General features: G+C 62.5%; 16 protein-coding genes. 3 read left to right on the top strand and 13 right to left on the bottom strand.

The annotated features are described in order from the left end of the window. Positions 1–18: 18 nt before the first annotated feature. Positions 19–2,271: a patatin-like phospholipase family protein gene (locus GJA_RS23450; RefSeq protein ID WP_038497265.1), complete on the top strand. Its 2,253-nt coding sequence runs from the start codon at positions 19–21 to the stop codon at positions 2,269–2,271. Here the strand turns inward: GJA_RS23450 and GJA_RS23445 are convergent. From GJA_RS23445 to GJA_RS27905, 10 genes are all read right to left on the bottom strand, one after another. After that, positions 2,241–3,026 carry a helix-turn-helix domain-containing protein gene (locus tag GJA_RS23445; RefSeq protein WP_051781273.1) on the bottom strand — a complete coding sequence of 262 codons (786 nt, stop codon included), beginning with the start codon at positions 3,024–3,026 and terminating at the stop codon, positions 2,241–2,243. The genes GJA_RS23450 and GJA_RS23445 overlap by 31 nt on opposite strands. A gap of 230 nt (positions 3,027–3,256) precedes the next feature. After that, positions 3,257–3,451, bottom strand: coding sequence for a hypothetical protein (locus GJA_RS23440; RefSeq protein WP_038497263.1), 195 nt, complete (start codon positions 3,449–3,451; stop codon positions 3,257–3,259). A gap of 24 nt (positions 3,452–3,475) precedes the next feature. Continuing rightward, positions 3,476–4,813 (bottom strand): ATP-dependent protease ATPase subunit HslU, encoded by a 1,338-nt coding sequence (hslU, locus tag GJA_RS23435; RefSeq protein WP_277914410.1) that lies wholly within the window; start codon positions 4,811–4,813, stop codon positions 3,476–3,478. A 35-nt stretch (positions 4,814–4,848) separates the two neighbouring features. Further along, positions 4,849–5,385, bottom strand: a complete 537-nt coding sequence (gene hslV, locus GJA_RS23430; RefSeq protein ID WP_038500901.1) for an ATP-dependent protease subunit HslV — start codon at positions 5,383–5,385, stop codon at positions 4,849–4,851. A gap of 219 nt (positions 5,386–5,604) precedes the next feature. Continuing rightward, positions 5,605–6,057 carry an RNA polymerase-binding protein DksA gene (dksA, locus tag GJA_RS23425; RefSeq protein ID WP_038497261.1) on the bottom strand — a complete coding sequence of 151 codons (453 nt, stop codon included), beginning with the start codon at positions 6,055–6,057 and terminating at the stop codon, positions 5,605–5,607. A 472-nt stretch (positions 6,058–6,529) separates the two neighbouring features. Beyond that, positions 6,530–7,633: a CobW family GTP-binding protein gene (locus GJA_RS23420; protein ID WP_038497258.1), complete on the bottom strand. Its 1,104-nt coding sequence runs from the start codon at positions 7,631–7,633 to the stop codon at positions 6,530–6,532. Between the two features lie 138 nt (positions 7,634–7,771). After that, the gene (gene xerC / locus GJA_RS23415) at positions 7,772–8,725 is read right to left on the bottom strand and encodes a tyrosine recombinase XerC (RefSeq protein WP_038497255.1); all 954 of its coding nucleotides are present in this window, start codon (positions 8,723–8,725) and stop codon (positions 7,772–7,774) included. Positions 8,726–8,744: 19 nt separating this feature from the next. Then, positions 8,745–9,422 carry a DUF484 family protein gene (locus GJA_RS23410; RefSeq protein ID WP_038497252.1) on the bottom strand — a complete coding sequence of 226 codons (678 nt, stop codon included), beginning with the start codon at positions 9,420–9,422 and terminating at the stop codon, positions 8,745–8,747. A gap of 186 nt (positions 9,423–9,608) precedes the next feature. After that, positions 9,609–10,643, bottom strand: coding sequence for a porin (locus GJA_RS23405; protein WP_038497249.1), 1,035 nt, complete (start codon positions 10,641–10,643; stop codon positions 9,609–9,611). Between the two features lie 70 nt (positions 10,644–10,713). Further along, a complete protein-coding gene (locus tag GJA_RS27905; RefSeq protein ID WP_156484127.1) occupies positions 10,714–10,887 on the bottom strand; it encodes a hypothetical protein in 174 nt (57 codons plus the stop codon). A gap of 298 nt (positions 10,888–11,185) precedes the next feature. Here GJA_RS27905 and GJA_RS23400 point away from each other — a divergent pair, with 298 nt between their 5' ends. Further along, positions 11,186–12,739: an SEL1-like repeat protein gene (locus GJA_RS23400; protein ID WP_244888332.1), complete on the top strand. Its 1,554-nt coding sequence runs from the start codon at positions 11,186–11,188 to the stop codon at positions 12,737–12,739. 64 nt (positions 12,740–12,803) lie between these two features. On the opposite strand, the gene dapF is transcribed toward GJA_RS23400, so the two are convergent. The 3 genes from dapF to GJA_RS23385 are packed head-to-tail and all read right to left on the bottom strand — an operon-like array spanning position 12,804 to position 15,467. Then, on the bottom strand, positions 12,804–13,667 hold the full coding sequence (gene dapF / locus GJA_RS23395) for a diaminopimelate epimerase (RefSeq protein WP_038497243.1): 864 nt from the start codon (positions 13,665–13,667) through the stop codon (positions 12,804–12,806). A 7-nt stretch (positions 13,668–13,674) separates the two neighbouring features. Then, on the bottom strand, positions 13,675–14,550 hold the full coding sequence (locus GJA_RS23390; RefSeq protein WP_038497241.1) for an LpxL/LpxP family acyltransferase: 876 nt from the start codon (positions 14,548–14,550) through the stop codon (positions 13,675–13,677). Next, positions 14,547–15,467, bottom strand: coding sequence for a lysophospholipid acyltransferase family protein (locus GJA_RS23385; protein ID WP_277914426.1), 921 nt, complete (start codon positions 15,465–15,467; stop codon positions 14,547–14,549). Before GJA_RS23385 ends, GJA_RS23390 begins: the two co-directional genes overlap by 4 nt. A 176-nt stretch (positions 15,468–15,643) precedes the next feature. On the opposite strand from GJA_RS23385, the gene metK reads away from it, so the two are divergent. Then, the gene (gene metK, locus GJA_RS23380) at positions 15,644–16,810 is read left to right on the top strand and encodes a methionine adenosyltransferase (protein ID WP_038497235.1); all 1,167 of its coding nucleotides are present in this window, start codon (positions 15,644–15,646) and stop codon (positions 16,808–16,810) included. The last annotated feature ends 51 nt before the right edge of the window (positions 16,811–16,861 follow it).

Raw genomic sequence — 16,861 nt, 5'->3', positions numbered from 1 at the left:
CGCCAGCAGGGAGTCGCCATGATGTCATTTCGCGCCTGCGCGGCGCGTGGGTTTTTTGCGCTGGCCTTTTTGCGGGCTGGCGCCGCGCTGGCCCAGGATGCCGTGCCGGCGTTATCTGCGGCGGCAGCGGCGCCGGCGGCCCGGCCGCGCATCGCGCTGGTCCTGTCGGGCGGCGGCGCGCGCGGTTTTGCCCATATCGGCGTGCTGAAGGTGTTGCGCGACATGCATGTCCCGGTCGACATGGTGGTCGGCACCAGCATGGGCGGGGTGGTCGGCGGCGCGTACGCGGCCGGCGCCTCGGTCGATGAACTGGAGCAGATGGCGCGCGACACCAACTGGGACCGCGTGATCGCCGACCGGCCGGCGCGCGACGACCTGGCCTTCCGCCGCCGCGAAGAGGATTTGCTGCTGCCGTCGCGGATCGAATTCGGCGTCAGCCGCAACGGCGTGTCGCTGCCGCCGGCCGCGGCCGGCAACGCGGCGCTGGAAATGGCGCTGAACCGGCTGCTGCCGCCAGGCACGCGCGACCGGCCGCTCAACAAATTGCCGCTGCCGTTCCGTTCGGTGGCTTCCGACCTGGTCAACGGTGACCTGGTGGAACTGGCCGATACGCCGCTGTTCCTGTCGATGCGGGCGTCGCTGGCGGTGCCGGGCGTGTTTGCGCCGGTGCGCATCAACCAGCGGCTGGTGGTCGATGGCGGCCTGGTGCGCAACCTGCCGGTCGACATGGCGCGCGCGATGGGCGCCGACATTGTCATCGCGGTCAACGTCGGCACGCCGCTGGCGCCGGAAAAGGAACTCGGCAGCGCGATCGGCGTGGCGCAGCAGATGCTGCAAATCCTGACCGAACAGAACGTGCAGCGCTCGATCCGCGAATTGCGGCCGCAAGACATCCTGGTCGCGCCGAACCTGGACGGCGTCAGCTTCCTCGATTTCGGGAATTACGCCAAGGCGATGCGCGCCGGTGTACAGGCGGCCAGCGCGCTGGCCGCCCGGCTGGCGCCGCTGGCGCTGCCGGATGCGCAATATGCGGCGCTGGAACAGATCCGGCTGGCGTCGCCGGCGCTGCTCGACGTGGCGCTGCCGCTGGCGCGGCTGGACGTGGAAAGCGACGGCGAGATCAATCCGCAGGCGCTGCGCAGGCAATCCGGCCTGACCGAAGGGCTGGCCGTCAACCGCGAAGACGTGGTCAAGGCGGCCGCCAGGCTGTATGGCCGCGGCGACGTGGCGCGGGTGGAAACCGAAGTGAGCGACGCCGGCGACCAGCGCTCGGTCGTCATCAAGGCCACTGAAGCGCCATGGGCCAGCAACCGCTTGCGGGTCGGCCTGGAACTGGCCAGCGACTTCAAGGACAACAACAGCTTTGCGCTGAAACTGATGCACGTGCGTTCGTCGCTGAACGACTGGGGCGGCGAGTTGCGCAGTATCGCGCAGGTCGGCACCGAGCGCAATTTCGGCGTGCAATGGTTCCAGCCGCTGGGCGCCGGCAGCCCGTGGTACCTGGCGCCGTCGATACAATACGCATCCACCGCGCAAGACATCTTCGACAAGGGCGCGCGTTCTTCACGCGCCGCCGTCAGCCAGCAGGGCGGCAGCCTGGTGCTGGGCCGCGAGCTCGGCAACTGGGGCGACATCCAGTTTGGTGCGGCGCGCTGGGAATACAATAGCCATGTCGAGATTCCGGCCCAGCCGGGCGTGCCCGAAGTGCGCCAGCTGAGCACCAACCAGTTCGTGCGCTACCGGGTCGATACGCTTGACTCGCCCGGCTTGCCGACGCGCGGCTTTTTGCTCGATACCAGCTGGGTGCGCACGCTGTCGGGCGTCAGCGAGCAGACCGCGCTGGCCAACACCGCGCTGTCGGTGACGGCGATGGGGGCGTTTCATACCGATAACTGGGCCGGCCATGTATATGGCGAATGGGCGCGCGCGCAGAGCGGCCAGGCGCCGCTGACGCTGGGCGGCTTTTTGCGGCTGTCCGGCACGCCGGCCGATTCCATCAGCGGGCGCAGCATCGCGCTGGCGCGGCTGGTGATGGCGCGCCGCATCGGCGCCTTGCCGAGCACGCTGGGCGGCGCGGTGCGGGTCGGCTTTTCGCTGGAGACCGGCGGCGGTTTCGACCAGAGCGAGCCGTGGCGGCGCAGCGTGTTCACCCAGGCCGGCAGCGCCTTTGTCGCGGTCGATACGCGTTTTGGCCCGGTGTATTTCGGCGCCGGCTCCAGCAAGGGCGTGCCCGGCACGCTTTATTTATTCCTCGGCCCGGTATGGAGATGAGGTTGGCCCTGGGCTGGCGGCGGCTGGCGGCGCAAGGCCGTGAAGGCGGCGAATTCCCATGAGCGGAACCCCAGCATCAGCGTAAAACCGTCGCGCTCGGCCGGCATCAGGCGGCGGTCGCCCTGGTGCAGCCGGGCCAGTTCTTCGGCCAGCTGGCGGATTTTCTGCACCAGCTCTTGCGCGCTGGGCAGGCACAGCCGGGCCGGGATGCACATCAGCGTTTCGCCGGGGCCGTCGAAATGGCCGCTGAAATAATCGGCCACCACGTGATCGCGGAAATACTGCTGCACCGGCCCGTCCGCCAGCCAGTGGAAGGTATTCGACACGCGCAGGCTGTAACGGTTCAGCGGCTTCAATTCGATCAGGCCGAGCCGGTCCAGTTCGGCCAGGCAGCCGATGCATTCGGCTTCGGTCAGGCTGTAGGTTTCCAGCACCTGCTCCAGGTTCCAGTGGCCGAGGCAGCAAATCGCCATCAGCAGCAGGCGCGGATTGGCCAGCAGCGACTTTTCCTGCACCAGCGTCAGCGTATCGGCGTGCGGCGTGACGTCGGCCGCGCCGCGCAGCACGTCTTCCATCGCGATGCCGCCCGCCTTGCAAATCTGCGCCAGCCGCGACAGCGACATGTCTTTTTGTCCGAACATGCGCTTGATGCTCGATTCGCTCATGCCGATCCGTTCGGCCAGCGTTTTATAGGTGACGCCGGCGGCGCGCAATTCGGTGCGCAGCACGCGCACGATCAGTTCCGGTGAGCTCAAGGCCTATCCTGTTTAGTATCGAATAATGATGCTAAATGTAGCCTGATACGGCACTCCGCACAAGTGGATAGTACTTTGGAAGAGAGTTTGCGACACTGTGGACTAGACGCGCCGCGCGCCCGACAGTTTTTGATGACAGGGCAGTCGCAACTCCGCAATCCAGCCACCGCCCTGCATGCCAGTGGCCTGATCGCGGGCGCCCGCCGGGGCGTCCGCAGGCGGCCGGCACTTCAATCCTCGGGATTGCCCTTCAGCGGCAGTTTGGCCAGCGCCCGTTTTTCAGCCTGGCGCCGGGCCGACACCGGTTTGGCATGCGGCCCGGCCGAGCGCTGTTTTGCCGCGGCGGCAACCGGGTTGCGCGGCTTTTGCGAGGGTTCTACGCGAAATTGCATCTTTTGCCGCGTCGCCAATGCCTTGTTCGCCATCAGTTTCTCTCCCCCAGGCCATGCTTACAGCACGTAGCGCGACAGGTCTTCGTTGACCGACAACGCTTCCAGGCGGGTGTTGACGTAGGCCGCGTCGATGGTCAGCACGCTGCCGTTGCTTTCGCTGGCGCTGAAGGAGATTTCTTCCAGCAGCTTTTCCATCACCGTGTACAGGCGGCGCGCGCCGATATTCTCGGTGCGCTCGTTGACCGAGAACGCGATTTCGGCCAACCGCGTGATGCCTTCCGGCGCAAATGCCAGCGTCACGTTTTCGGTCGCCAGCAACGCTTCGTATTGCATCGTCAGGCACGCGTCGGTGCTGGTCAAAATGCGCTCGAAATCGGCGATCGACAGCGATTCCAGTTCGACCCGGATCGGGAAGCGGCCTTGCAGTTCCGGGATCAGGTCCGACGGCTTGGCCAGGTGGAAGGCGCCGGACGCGATGAACAGGATATGGTCGGTGCGTATCATGCCGTACTTGGTGTTGACGGTGGTGCCTTCGACCAGCGGCAGCAGGTCGCGCTGCACGCCGGCGCGCGACACGTCGGCGCCGCCGGATTCGGAACGCGAGGCGATCTTGTCGATCTCGTCGAGGAACACGATGCCGTTCTGTTCGACGTTCTGGATCGCCTTCTGTTTCAGCTCGTCTTCGTTGAGCAGCTTGGCCGCTTCTTCCTCGACCAGCAGTTTCAGCGCTTCCCTGATCTTGACCTTGCGCGCCTTCTTGCGCGCGCCGGCCGCGCCGGAAAACATGCTCTTGATTTGCTCCGTCATTTCTTCCATGCCGGGCGGGGCCATGATTTCCATTTGCGGACCGGCCTCGGCCAGTTCGATCTCGATTTCCTTGTCGTCCAGCTCGCCCTGCCGCAGCCGCTTGCGGAAGGTCTGGCGGGTGCTGTCGGCCGGCTGTTCGGCCGCGCTGGTGGTGGTCGCGAAACCGAAGTCGCGCGCCGGCGGCACCAGGATGTCGATGACGCGGTCTTCGGCCGCGTCTTCGGCGCGCAGCCGCACTTTTTTCATTTCGGCCGAGCGGGTTTGCTTGATGCCGATATCGATCAGGTCGCGGATGATGGTGTCCACATCGCGCCCGACATAACCGACTTCGGTGAACTTGGTCGCTTCGATCTTGATGAAGGGCGCGTCGGCCAGCTTGGCCAGGCGGCGCGCGATCTCGGTCTTGCCGACCCCGGTCGGACCGATCATCAGGATGTTTTTCGGCGTGATTTCGTGGCGCAGCGGTTCGTCCACCTGTTGCCGGCGCCAGCGGTTGCGCAAGGCGATGGCGACGGCGCGCTTGGCGCGGCCCTGTCCCACCACATGCTTGTCGAGTTCGGCGACGATTTCCAGCGGAGTCATGTTCATGATCATATTCTTGCCTGTTGTATGCGTATGCGGATTCAATCCAGCGTTTCGATGATGTGCGACATATTGGTATAGATGCACAATTCGGCGGCGATGGTCAGCGATTTCTTGACGACTTCGGCCGGCGACAAATCGGTGTTTTCCTGCAGCGCCTTGGCGGCGGACTGGGCGTAGCTGCCGCCCGAGCCGATCGCGCCGATGCCGTCTTCCGGTTCCAGCACGTCGCCATTGCCGGTGATCACCAGCGTCGATTCGCTGTCGGCCACCAGCAGCATCGCTTCGAGGCGGCGCAAGACGCGGTCGGTGCGCCAATCCTTGGCCAGCTCCACCGAGGCGCGCAACAGATTGCCCTGGTGTTTTTCCAGCTTGCCTTCGAAGCGGTCCAGCAAGGTGAAGGCGTCGGCGGTGCCGCCGGCGAAACCGACCAGTACCTTGCCCTGGTACAGTTTGCGCACTTTGCGGGCCGTGCCCTTCATGACGATATTGCCCAGGGTGACCTGGCCATCGCCGCCGAGGGCGACTTGTTTGCCGCGACGCACGCACAGGATGGTGGTACCGTGAAATTGTTCCATATTGACCTCAAAAGATTCATGCGAAAGCGCCGCATGCTTCAAAAATGGGGATGGAACAAGCAATTGCAAGCGCCGTTGCCATCTGTTGCATTGGCTACAGTCTAGGATAGGAGTAGATTCTTGCCGGGAATTTTGCAAGCGGCGAAAAAAAAGCATGCGTTTGCAAGACGCATGCTTTCACATCGCTGCCGCCAGTGGCGGCATGGTTACCGAGGGCGATTAATCGCCGTACAGTTTTTGTTTCAGTTCGCGCCGTTGCTGGGCTTCCAGCGACAGCGTGGCGGTCGGACGGGCGATCAGGCGCGGGATGCCGATCGGTTCGCCGGTTTCTTCGCACCAGCCGTAGTCGCCGGCGTCGATGCTGGCGATCGATTGCTGTACTTTTTTCAACAATTTACGCTCGCGGTCGCGGGTGCGCAATTCCAGCGCGTGTTCTTCTTCGATGGTGGCGCGGTCCGCCGGGTCCGGCACCAGCACGGTTTCGCGCAAGTGTTCGGTGGTTTCGCCGGCATTTTTCAACAAGTCTTTTTCAAGCTGCTGCAAGCGCGCCTTGAAAAATGCCAACTGCGCCGGGTTCATATAGTCGTTCTCGCCCATCTGACGGATTTCGTCTTCGGAAATGAGCGGGACTTCTGTGTTAACGGCGGGGGTCGATTTATTAGTTTTGGTCATGACTTCGCTTACCTTCGATACGACAGAGTTTTCAAATTGATCAGCTGTGCGGCACTGGGCCGTCAACTGCACCGGTATCCGCTTTGGCGCTTTTCAGCTTGCCGGATGTTACTGCTTGCAACACTGGCGGGCATACAGCATGCCTTTGCCAGATTGGCAACTTTTCACTGCTATGCGCCGGTCTCGCCTGTTGCCTGACGTACTATCGACCTGCTGCCTGGTAATGGTTCGGTTTGGTCCGGTGCGCCGGGCATTGTGCCTGCGCTTGATGACGCGTTCACGACATGCGCCGTTTCTTTTGCCGATTTTGTCATGCTTTGTATCATATTGCCATCCCGATTTACCGGCCAGCCGATCAGGCGTGGCGCGCATGTCGCTGACGCAGCCGGGAATCGCTACCAGGCCATGTTACCACCGCCATGCAGCGCATCAGCGGCTTGCTTATCCTTGTCTTTCGCAAAACCCGGGTAGTTTATACCAGACATTGTTCTAGTCCGCTAATAAAAATGTCTTTAGGCAGATTTTTACCAATAAATACCATTTTGCTACCGCGCACTTCATCGTCGCCCCATTTGGCGCCGAGGTCGCTGCCCATCAACTGGTGCACGCCCTGGAACACCACCTTGCGCTCGGCGCCCTGCATCAGCAGCACGCCCTTGTAGCGCAGCATGCGCGGCCCGAATACCTGCACCAGGCCGCCGAGGAATTCATCGAGCTTGGCGCTGTCGAACGGCCGCGTGCTCTTGAACACGAAGGCCGCGATATCGTCGCTGTGATGGGCGTGATGATGGTCGTGGTGGTCGTGATCCTGGTGGCCGCAATCGCTGGCGCAGTCCGCGCCGTGCTCATGCCTGTGCCCGTGCTGATGATCGTGCGCGTGATCGTGCGCTTGGTCGTGATCATGCACATGGCCGGTTTCGGTGGCCAGGAAGTCCGGGTCCAGTTCCAGCTTTTCATTCAGGTTGAAACCGCGGATGTCGAGCACTTCAGCCAGCGGCGCGCGGCCGAAATCGACGCTGCCGATCGGCGCGCGCGGATTGATGCGCTTCAGGCGGCGGGTCAGGATGGCGACCTCGTCGCTGCTGACCAGGTCGGTTTTCGACAGCAGCAGCTTGTCGGCGAAACCGACCTGGCGCTGGGCTTCTTCATGTTCGTCGAGTTGCTGCATGGAATGACGGGCATCCACTACCGTGATGATAGCGTCCAGCATGTAGTGGCTGCCGACTGCTTCATCGACAAAGAAGGTTTGCGCCACCGGGCCGGGATTGGCCAGGCCGGTGGTTTCGATGACGATGCGGTCGAACGCCAGCTGGCCGGCGTCGCGCTTGCGCGCCAGCTCGGTCAGCGCGACGATCAAGTCGCCGCGCACGGTGCAGCAAATGCAGCCGTTATTCATTTCGACGATTTGTTCCTTGCTGTCCTGCACCAGGATTTCATTGTCGATATTTTCCTGGCCGAATTCATTTTCAATCACGGCAATACGCAAGCCATGGTCTTCCTGCAAGATGCGGTTGAGCAGGGTGGTCTTGCCGGCGCCGAGGAAGCCGGTCAGGATGGTGGTGGGTATCAGTGCCATGGATATGCCGTTGCTGTAAAAGGATGAAAGTGTGTCTGCCGGTCCTGCGAATCCGGACGATTATGCCGGATTTTCAGAAATCCTTGCAAACACGGTGCCAACGCTTGATGTGTATCAGTCTGGCGCTGCGCCTTTACGCTACTTGAGCTTGGCTCGCGGATGGGCCTTGTCATACACCTGCGCCAGGTGCTGGAAGTCGAGCGCGGTATATACCTGGGTCGAGGCAATACTGGAATGGCCCAGCATTTCCTGTACCGCGCGCAAGTCGCCCGACGATTGCAGCACATGCGAGGCGAACGAATGGCGCAGCACGTGCGGGTGGACGTTGACGGGCGTGCCAGCCTTCAGCGCATGGGTTTTCAGGCGCAGCTGGATCAGGCGCGGCGAGACCCGGCTGCCGCGATTGCTTAAAAACAAGGCCATGCTGCCGTCCTGCGCGGCCGGACGCACGGCGATCCACGCCTGCAGTGCCGCCAGCGCGGCCTTGCCGACCGGTACCTTGCGCATTTTGTTGCCCTTGCCGGTGACCGTGACTTCGGCGCCGGCCAGGTCGATCCAGCCCAGCGACGTGCCGCCGTCGGCGTTCTGGGTGTAATGCAAGTCCAGTCCGGCCAGTTCCGAGACTCGCAAGCCGCTCGAATACAGCAGTTCGAACATGGCCTGGTTGCACAGCTGGTCCGGCGGCGGCGCCGTGCCGGCGTGCGGCGGCGGCGTCATCAGGTGCACCGCATCGTCGACCGATAATGCCTTGGGGAGCGTCTTGGCCCGTTTCGGCGCGCGCATGCCGTCGACCGGATTGGCGGCCAGCGCCGTTTCGCCGCTGAGCCAGTCAAAAAATCCGCGCCAGCTCGACAGCTTGCGGGCGATCGAGCGGGGATCGAGGCCGCCGGCGTGCAGTTTCGACATGTAGCGGCGGATATCCTGGTGGCCCAGGTCGGTCCAGCCGCGCCGTTCGCTCAGCGCGGCTAATTCAAGCAGGTCGCGCCGGTAGGCGCTGACCGTGTGCGGCGAGAGCTTGCGCTGGACGGTCAGCTGGGCCAGGTAGGCGTCCAGCCATTCGCTGTTGCCACGCTTGCCGTGTCCGTCGCTCATGGCCGGCTGCCGAACCGGTTCAGGCCGGCGCGCGCAGCGACAGCAGCGCGGCGCTGGCGGTTTCGCCGATATGGACCAGGAAATCGGTCGCCATCTCGGACGTAAAGCGTTCCGCCTGCGGCGAACCGAGGATCAGCAAGCCGAACGCGGGGCCGCCCTTGCCCGGTACGCGCAAGGGCAGGATCGCGGTCGACAGCACTTTGCCGGCGTCATCGAGCCAGCGCACGGCTTCGAAATCGTGGTTGCTGCCGCAATAAGGTGCCAGCAAGCTGTTGGCGAACATCCTGGCGTCGCCCGAGACCTCCTGGGTGAACCACGCGCCGGCATATTGCTCGGCGGTTTGCCACAGGCGCACGGTCACTTGCGGCACGTCGAACGTGGTTTGCAAGCCATCGGCCAAGGTGCGCGGCAAGTCGGCGTCCTTGCCGGCCTGCAACAGGATCTGGTTCCACTTGTGAAATTTATTAGCGATGGCCAGGTTTTCATCGGCCAGCCGCGACAGGTTGGACATGCGCAATTCCAGCGCCTTGTATTTGTCGCGCATGACTTCCATTTGCCGTTCTTGCAGCGACACGGTGCGTCCGGTCAGCGGGCTGCTCAGTTTGACGTCGCCCAGCAGGCCGGCGTGCTCTTCAAAAAAGCCCGGGTGATCGGTCAGGTATTGTGCGACGGTGCTTGAATCCAGGGTGGCGGTCATTGATGGCTTCGGTCAGTAAAGGAATGAGCTTGCCGGCGGGCCGGCAACCGTAACGCCAATTCTAACCGAGTCGCGCCGCGCCGTGGCGCAAACGGATGTATCGCGGCGCGCGCGATGATTCAGCAAAGAAAAACGGCCATGGGTGACCATGGCCGCCGACTATGTATCGATCGGGCGATTCACAGGTTAGAAATTGTGGTGCACGCCGACCCCATAATAGGTGCGCGACGTGGCATCCTTGCGATTCGAAATGTCCGCGTACAGATAGGTGCGTTTCGACAGGTTGTAGTCATAACCGAGCGACGCCTGCTTGGTCTTGACCACGCCGTCCGGGGTTTTCTGGCCATAACCGGCGCGCACCTTGCCTGGGCCGACGTCATAGTTCAAGCCGAGCACCCAGGCCTTGGTTTTAGGATTGACCGGACGGGTATGGCCTTCGTCCTGGCGCTGATAGGTGGCGAACAGTTTCAAGTCCGGCACGGCGACCAGCGTTGCGCCTATCGACCACAGTTTTGATTCGACCGCATTGCGTTCGTACGCCAGCATGCCGGCGAACGGACCGTTGGTATAGGTGCCCGACAACGAATATGGGTTGACGCTGGCGGTCGCGTTCAGCGGATATTGCGGCGTGGCCGGGGTGCCGGTGCCGACCAGCGCGCCATTGTTGCCTTCCTTGCTGGCGATAGTGACGTTCAGCTGGAAGCCGGACAACACCGGGGTGTTATAAAACACCGCGTTTGAAAAACGGTTGCGCGAGTTGCCTGGAGCGCTCAAGGGATCGCTGGTGTAGCCGGCCACTTGCAAGTCGGTCTGGAAACCGGCCGGTGTCGGCATGCCGGACCAGGGTTCGAAGGCGGTGCTGGTTTCCTGGTAGGCGGTCAGGCCGCGTCCCAGGCGCACGGTGCCGAAGTCGCCTTGCAAGCCGACCCGGCTTTGGCCCTGGAACAGCGGCCGCGAGTTGACGCCCGAGGTGTTTTCGATGGTGCCGGTATCGGATTCGTAACGGATTTCCAGTTGGAACAATGCTTTCAAGCCGCTGCCCAGGTCTTCCACGCCTTTGAAACCCAATTTATTGTTGTCGCGTTTGGTAACGATGGTGGTGTTGCCGGTTGCTTTGGCGATACCCGCATCCACGGTACCGTAAATTTGCACAGACGACTGTGCATGCGCCATGCCGGCAAATGCACTGAACAATGCCAGGGCTAGCAATGATTTTTTCATTTCTTGTTCCTTATAAAGGTAAATCGCTCAAAGATCCATGGAGCAGCAGTGCTGTTTTTATCTGATGCTTTTATTCAGCGCTTGGATGAGCTGAACCATAAACGCTGATGGCGTCAAGATCGGCGGCTTGGTTGATTGTGCATGCCAAGATTGGTAAAAAACCAAATAATCCAAGCTTGTTGTTGTATTTTTGTAACGCGTCAATTTGACGAAAACATTTCCTTGCGGCAAGCTTTGTTTTCATACAGCCCTATGGCCCGTCATAGGGGAGAGCGGATATTTTTCAGTCTTTGAGCTAGCTCAACCTTCTGCTGCACTTATCTATCGCTGCGTCCGCTGCCAGCGCTACACTGACCAGTCAGGAAGCGCCGGAATTCCGCTTTCCACGGATTTATTTGTGCCTGTCAGCTTTGTTGTGATGCCTGAACGGGAATTGATATTGCATTCGGCAGTGCCTGGCTTATTCCTATATGAGCTTGCATACATGGGCATGCGCTGAATTAACATTAAGTAAATCAATGGCAAATCGTGAAGTGTTAGGAATGATTAAGGGCGCGCGCGCTGGCGACGGCGAATGTCAGCTGGTGCTGGGAAAGCTGTATTTATTTGGCCGCGCCGGATTACCGCAAAGCTTAGCCACCGCGCTGCATTGGCTGCAGCGCGCCGCGCTACAAAATAATTCCGAAGCGAAGTTATTAATCGGCGCCCACATACCCTATGAATTGGCGTACCCGGGCGCCGCCATGCTGATGCCGTTTTACCGGCATGCTTATCGCGCCGGCATCAGGCCGGCCGGCCTGGTGCTGGCGCAACTGGTGTTCGGCGACAGCGCTTGCGCAGCGGAGGCCGATGCCGCACTGCAGGCGGACGCGTTGCGGGCGCTCGAAGAGGCGGCCCGGGCCGGCTTGCCGGACGCCTTGTGGCTGCTGGCGCGGCATGGCGGCGCGGCGCCCGGCGTCGCCGCTTGCACTTTCTTGCCGGAGGGGCAGAGCTGGCTGACCCAGGCCGCCGACAGCGGCGTCGGCGCGGCTTTGCAGGAAGTGCTGGAACAGGCCTGGTCGGCTGGCGACCGGCCGGCCTTCCTGGCGCGCGCCTTGCCGATGGCGCGGCGGCTGCTGGAACGGCACGAAGCGGCCGGCCATGGCCGCAAACCTCCGCAGGCTGCGCTGGCGCTGCCGGACTTGCTGCTGTTGTCGCGCTGCGGCCAGGTATTGGGTCTGGGCGGAGCCGGCGCGGAGCAAGCCGAGGCGGTACGCTTTTTTGAACTGGCGGCGCGCGGCGGCGACCGCGCCGCGCAACTGGCGCTAGGGCTGTGGTTTGCCCGCATGGATGCGCAGGGCACCCGCTTGCAAGCCGGCTGCGGCGCCGTGGTCAACCGGGGCGTCAATTTCAAGCGCGCGATCCGCTGGCTGACCCAGGCCGGCGAGCAAGGGTTGGCCGATGCGTGGTTCGCCTTGTCGCGTATTTATATCAAGCCGGAATTTTCGCAGCGCAGCGTGCAGGAAGCGCAGTCTTGCCTGGAACGGGCGGCCGGCATGGGCCATAGCGCGGCGCAACTCGAATGCGGCATCCTGGCGTGGCGCAACCGGCGCGATGCCGAAAACAGCGATGTCCGCGCCGCGTACTGGTTGCTGAAAGCGGCCGCGCAGGGCAGTGTCGAAGCGGAACGCGCATTGCGCAAGATCGCGCCGCCGGCCACCGCGCCGTACTGGGGCCAGGCCATCGGACCGTTGGCGGCGCTGGAACTGGCGGGCCGCCAGCCTTTGCTGGCGGCGCGGCTGGAGCTGGGCCGGCGTTTCCAGCTGTCGCGCGCCGAAGCGTTGTTGCTGGATGTGCATGGCGCCGACCAGGGCCATTGCCTGGTGGTCGATATCCGCGCCAGCCATGGCCGCGGCAAGCGGCGCCTGGTGTTGCTGCGCACGGTACAGGAACGGCAGGCGCTGGACCGGCTGCTGCGGCTGTTCGACGGCGTCGATTGCAGCCTGGATGGACCGGAAGGCAATTATCGCCAGCGCCTGTACCGCTTGAAAACGTATTTGCTGGCCAGTCATCCGGCCGGCGCGGTGTTGCCGGAGCGTAGCTTGTTAGCGGCTTAAGAGCGCCTGACAAAATGTTCAGGGCAAGGCGATGCAACACCGCCATGGACGTTTTTCAGATGCTCTAGATTTCGATTTCGCCGTCGAAGACGGTGACCGCCGGACCGCTCATCAGCACCGGCTGGCCCACGCCGGCCCAGCTGATCGACAGCACGCCGCCGCGCGCGTTGACCTTCACCGGCGAGTCGAGCAGGCCGCGGCGGATGCCGGCCACGGCCGCCGCGCAGGCGCCGGTGCCGCACGCCAGCGTTTCGCCGGCGCCCCGTTCATACACGCGCAGCTTGATTTCGTTGCGACCGACGATTTGCATGTAGCCGGCATTGACCCGCTTCGGAAAGCGCGGATGATGTTCGATCAGCGGCCCGCTCTGCTGCAGCGGCTCGGTGTCGACATCGGCCACCACGTGCACCGCGTGCGGATTACCCATCGACACCACCGACACCAGCACCGAGGCCGCCGCGCCCGGCAACGCCAGGTCCAGCGGCCACACCGTGTCGGTGCCTTGGCGCACGCCGTCGAGACCGGACGCATCGAACGGCACCAAGGCCGGCTCCAGCACCGGCGCGCCCATGTCGACCGTGACCGACCCATCCGCTTCGAGGCGCGGCGTGATGATGCCGGCCATGGTTTCCACCGTGATGCTGGTTTTCGGCGACAAGCCTTTTTCACTGACGAACTTGACGAAGGCGCGCGCGCCATTGCCGCATTGCTCGACTTCGCCGCCATCGTTGTTGTAGATGCGGTAGCGGAAGTCGCAACCCGGCGTGCGCGGTTTTTCGACCACCAGGATCTGGTCGGCGCCGATGCCGAAACGGCGGTCGGCCAGCGCTTGCCATTGCCGCGCGCTGAACCCGATCTCCTGGTGGATCGCATCGATGACGATGAAGTCATTGCCGGCGCCGTGCATCTTGCTGAATTTCAGTTTCATATGGGGTCTATTCATTCTTGTCATACAACGAGGGCTGGCCTTCCGGGCGCGTCTTGAAGCGCTTGTGGGTCCAGAAATATTGCTCTGGAGTCAGGCGTACCTGCTCTTCGATGAATTGATTCATGCGCCGCGTCGCTGCGGTGATGTCCGGGCCGGGGTAATTGTCCCATGCCGGATAATATGTCACTTGCCAACCCTGATAATCGGGCAGGAAGGTGGCGATCACCGGCATCAGTTGCGCCTTGGCGGCGACCGCGATGCGGGCGGTGGCGGTCAGCGTGGCGGCGGGCATGCCAAAGAATGGCACGAATTCGGCGTCTTTTTCGCCAAAATCCATGTCTGGCAGCATGAAATACGGCAAGCCGTCGCGCAGCGCGCGCATGATGGGTTTGATGCCGTCTTGCCGGGTGAACAGTTTGACGGGGCGGAAGCGCGAACGGCCCTTGCGCAGCACCTGGTCGAAGACATCATTCTTTTGCTGCACATACATCGACGATGCGCTGATTTCCATCGCCGTGGCGACGCCGGCCACGTCCAGGCACACGAAATGCGGACACAGCAAGATGGTCGGCCCGGAGGCGATGGCGGCGCCGGGAAACGCCGGCACCACCTTGATCAGGCGCCGCAGCCGCGCTTCCGACGCCCACCACAGGATGCCGCGTTCCCACACGCTGCGCGAATAGGCCTGGAAATGCCGGCGCGCCAGTACCACCCGCTCGGCTTCCGACAATTCCGGCATGCACAGCCGCAAATTGGTCAGCGCGATGTGGCGCCGCGGTCCCATGACGATGAACAGCAGGCTGCCGACGGCCTTGCCGAAACGGCCCAGCAAGGGTAGCGGCAGCCAATGCAGCAGCCACATGATGCCTAGCAAGATCCTCATGCGTGCTCCCTGGCCGAGGCCGGGGCGTTGGCGGCGGCGTCCGGCGGCGGCGCGCCGCGCGGCACTTTATAGCGGTTGTAGCTCCAGAAATACTGGCTCGGGCAACGCGCGATCAATTGCTCCATGGCGGCATTGATGGTGCGCGCCTGGCTGGCCGAATCGCCTTCCAGCGACGCCTCGAACGGCACAAAATGCACCTTGTACCCTTTGCCACCGGGCAAGCGCTCGGCGTAGGTGACGATCACCTGGGCGTCGCCCATCAGGGCCAGCTTGGCCGGCAAGGTCATGGTATAGGCGCTGCGGCCGAAAAAGTCGGCCCACACGCCTTCGCCTTCTTGCGGCACCTGGTCGGGCAGCAAGCCGATCGGCTGGCCTTTTTTCAGGCATTTGGCGAAAATCCGCACGCCCGACATATTGGCCGGCGCCAGCGCCAGGTTTTCGCGCGCGCGGGCGCCTTCGATCAGCGGCTTCAGCGCCGCCTGGCGCGGCGGCCGGTACATCACCGTCAGCGCCGTGCGCAGCGCGATTTGCTGCGCGACGATTTCAAAACAGCCCAGGTGCGGCGTCAGGAACACGATGCCCTTGCCGCGCTCCAGCGCCTGTTGCACCAGTTCCCAGTTGTCCACCGTCGCATGGCGCGCCACGCGCCCGGGCGCCGCGCACCAGATAAACGGCAATTCCAGCACGCTCTTGCCGGATTCGGCGATGGCGGCCGACAAGTGTTGCGAAAACCCTGCACGGGCCATGTTGTCGCGCATGCGCCGCCGATAAGACGGCGACAGCAGATACACCAGCCATCCCAGCACTGCGCCTAGGGAGTGTAAAATCCATAAGGGAAACATGGATAAAAAACGAAAAATATGAACTAACATGTATCGGACCGGTTTTAATAAATGACCAAGAAATAAGTAAGAAATAAAGTGTTGCTTAGCCAAAATTTTTTAAGAAGCGTAAAATAACACGTATGCAGTATCCGCTGAGTTAATAGACAACTTGCGAAGCGGAATATAAATATCGCTAAAGCGTCGCAGGCGGACCCCTCTTTACTGCGACAGAACATTCACCAAAGCACAGTAAAAACAAGGAGCTTGCGATGTCTAACGACTATCTTTTCACTTCCGAATCCGTTTCTGAAGGCCATCCGGACAAAGTTGCCGACCAAATTTCGGACGCGATCCTGGACGCCATCCTGACCCAGGACCCCAAAGCGCGGGTTGCCGCTGAAACCTTGTGCAATACCGGCCTGGTGGTGTTGGCGGGTGAAATCACCACCCACGCCAACGTGGATTATATTCAAGTTGCGCGCGAAACCATCAAACGTATTGGCTACGACAATACCGACTTCGGTATCGACTACCGCGGTTGCGCCGTCCTGGTCGGTTACGACAAGCAATCGCCGGATATCGCCCAGGGCGTCGATGAAGGCGCGGGTATCGACCTGGACCAGGGCGCCGGCGACCAGGGCCTGATGTTTGGCTACGCCTGCGATGAAACGGCTGAATTGATGCCGGCCGCCATCCATTACGCGCACCGCCTGGTCGAGCGCCAGTCGCAATTGCGCAAGGATGGCCGTTTGCCGTGGCTGCGTCCGGACGCCAAATCGCAAGTCACCTTGCGCTACGTCGATGGCCGCCCGGTTGGCGTGCACACCGTCGTGCTGTCGACCCAGCATGCGCCGGAAATTTCGCACAAGCAAATCGAAGAGGCGGTGATTGAAGAAATCATCAAACCGATCTTGCCGCGCGAATGGCTGGCCGACACCAAATTCCTGGTCAACCCGACTGGCCGTTTTGTCATCGGCGGTCCGCAAGGCGATTGCGGCTTGACCGGCCGCAAGATCATCGTCGATACCTACGGCGGCGCGGCGCCGCACGGCGGCGGCGCGTTCTCGGGCAAGGACCCATCCAAGGTCGACCGTTCGGCGGCGTACGCGGCCCGTTACGTGGCGAAAAACATTGTCGCCGCCGGCCTGGCGCGCCAATGCCAGGTGCAGGTCAGCTACGCCATCGGCGTCGCCAAGCCGATCAACATCACTGTCTACACCGAAGGCACCGGCGTGATTCCCGATGCGCAAATCGCCGCGCTGGTGCAAGAGCATTTCGACTTGCGTCCGAAAGGCATCGTGCACATGCTGGACTTGCTGCGTCCGATCTACCAAAAAAGCGCTGCCTACGGCCATTTCGGCCGCGAAGAGCCGGAATTCACGTGGGAGCGTACCGACAAGGTCGCGCTGCTGCGCGATGCGGCCGGTTTGAAATAATCGCAGTCCCTGCAGCATGACGGACAAGACGCTCCCGGCCCGCCGCCGCGG

The sequence above is a fragment of the Janthinobacterium agaricidamnosum NBRC 102515 = DSM 9628 genome (assembly GCF_000723165.1).
In the GTDB taxonomy this organism is placed as follows: domain Bacteria; phylum Pseudomonadota; class Gammaproteobacteria; order Burkholderiales; family Burkholderiaceae_D; genus Janthinobacterium; species Janthinobacterium agaricidamnosum.
The sequence above is the reverse complement of the archived record's forward strand: the minus strand, read 5'-3'. Positions and strand labels throughout refer to the sequence as shown.

Bases quoted from the DNA above. Each gene is read 5' to 3' on its own strand.
- GJA_RS23440 (WP_038497263.1), bottom strand. From the start codon at position 3,451: ATGGCGAACAAGGCATTGGCGACGCGGCAAAAGATGCAATTTCGCGTA.
- GJA_RS23390 (WP_038497241.1), bottom strand. From the start codon at position 14,550: ATGAGGATCTTGCTAGGCATCATGTGGCTGCTGCATTGGCTGCCGCTA.
- dksA (WP_038497261.1), bottom strand. From the start codon at position 6,057: ATGACCAAAACTAATAAATCGACCCCCGCCGTTAACACAGAAGTCCCG.
- metK (WP_038497235.1), top strand. From the start codon at position 15,644: ATGTCTAACGACTATCTTTTCACTTCCGAATCCGTTTCTGAAGGCCAT.
- xerC (WP_038497255.1), bottom strand. From the start codon at position 8,725: ATGAGCGACGGACACGGCAAGCGTGGCAACAGCGAATGGCTGGACGCC.
- GJA_RS23405 (WP_038497249.1), bottom strand. From the start codon at position 10,643: ATGAAAAAATCATTGCTAGCCCTGGCATTGTTCAGTGCATTTGCCGGC.
- GJA_RS23420 (WP_038497258.1), bottom strand. From the start codon at position 7,633: ATGGCACTGATACCCACCACCATCCTGACCGGCTTCCTCGGCGCCGGC.
- GJA_RS27905 (WP_156484127.1), bottom strand. From the start codon at position 10,887: ATGAAAACAAAGCTTGCCGCAAGGAAATGTTTTCGTCAAATTGACGCG.
- dapF (WP_038497243.1), bottom strand. From the start codon at position 13,667: ATGAAACTGAAATTCAGCAAGATGCACGGCGCCGGCAATGACTTCATC.
- GJA_RS23400 (WP_244888332.1), top strand. From the start codon at position 11,186: ATGATTAAGGGCGCGCGCGCTGGCGACGGCGAATGTCAGCTGGTGCTG.
- GJA_RS23410 (WP_038497252.1), bottom strand. From the start codon at position 9,422: ATGACCGCCACCCTGGATTCAAGCACCGTCGCACAATACCTGACCGAT.
- GJA_RS23450 (WP_038497265.1), top strand. From the start codon at position 19: ATGATGTCATTTCGCGCCTGCGCGGCGCGTGGGTTTTTTGCGCTGGCC.
- hslU (WP_277914410.1), bottom strand. From the start codon at position 4,813: ATGAACATGACTCCGCTGGAAATCGTCGCCGAACTCGACAAGCATGTG.
- hslV (WP_038500901.1), bottom strand. From the start codon at position 5,385: ATGGAACAATTTCACGGTACCACCATCCTGTGCGTGCGTCGCGGCAAA.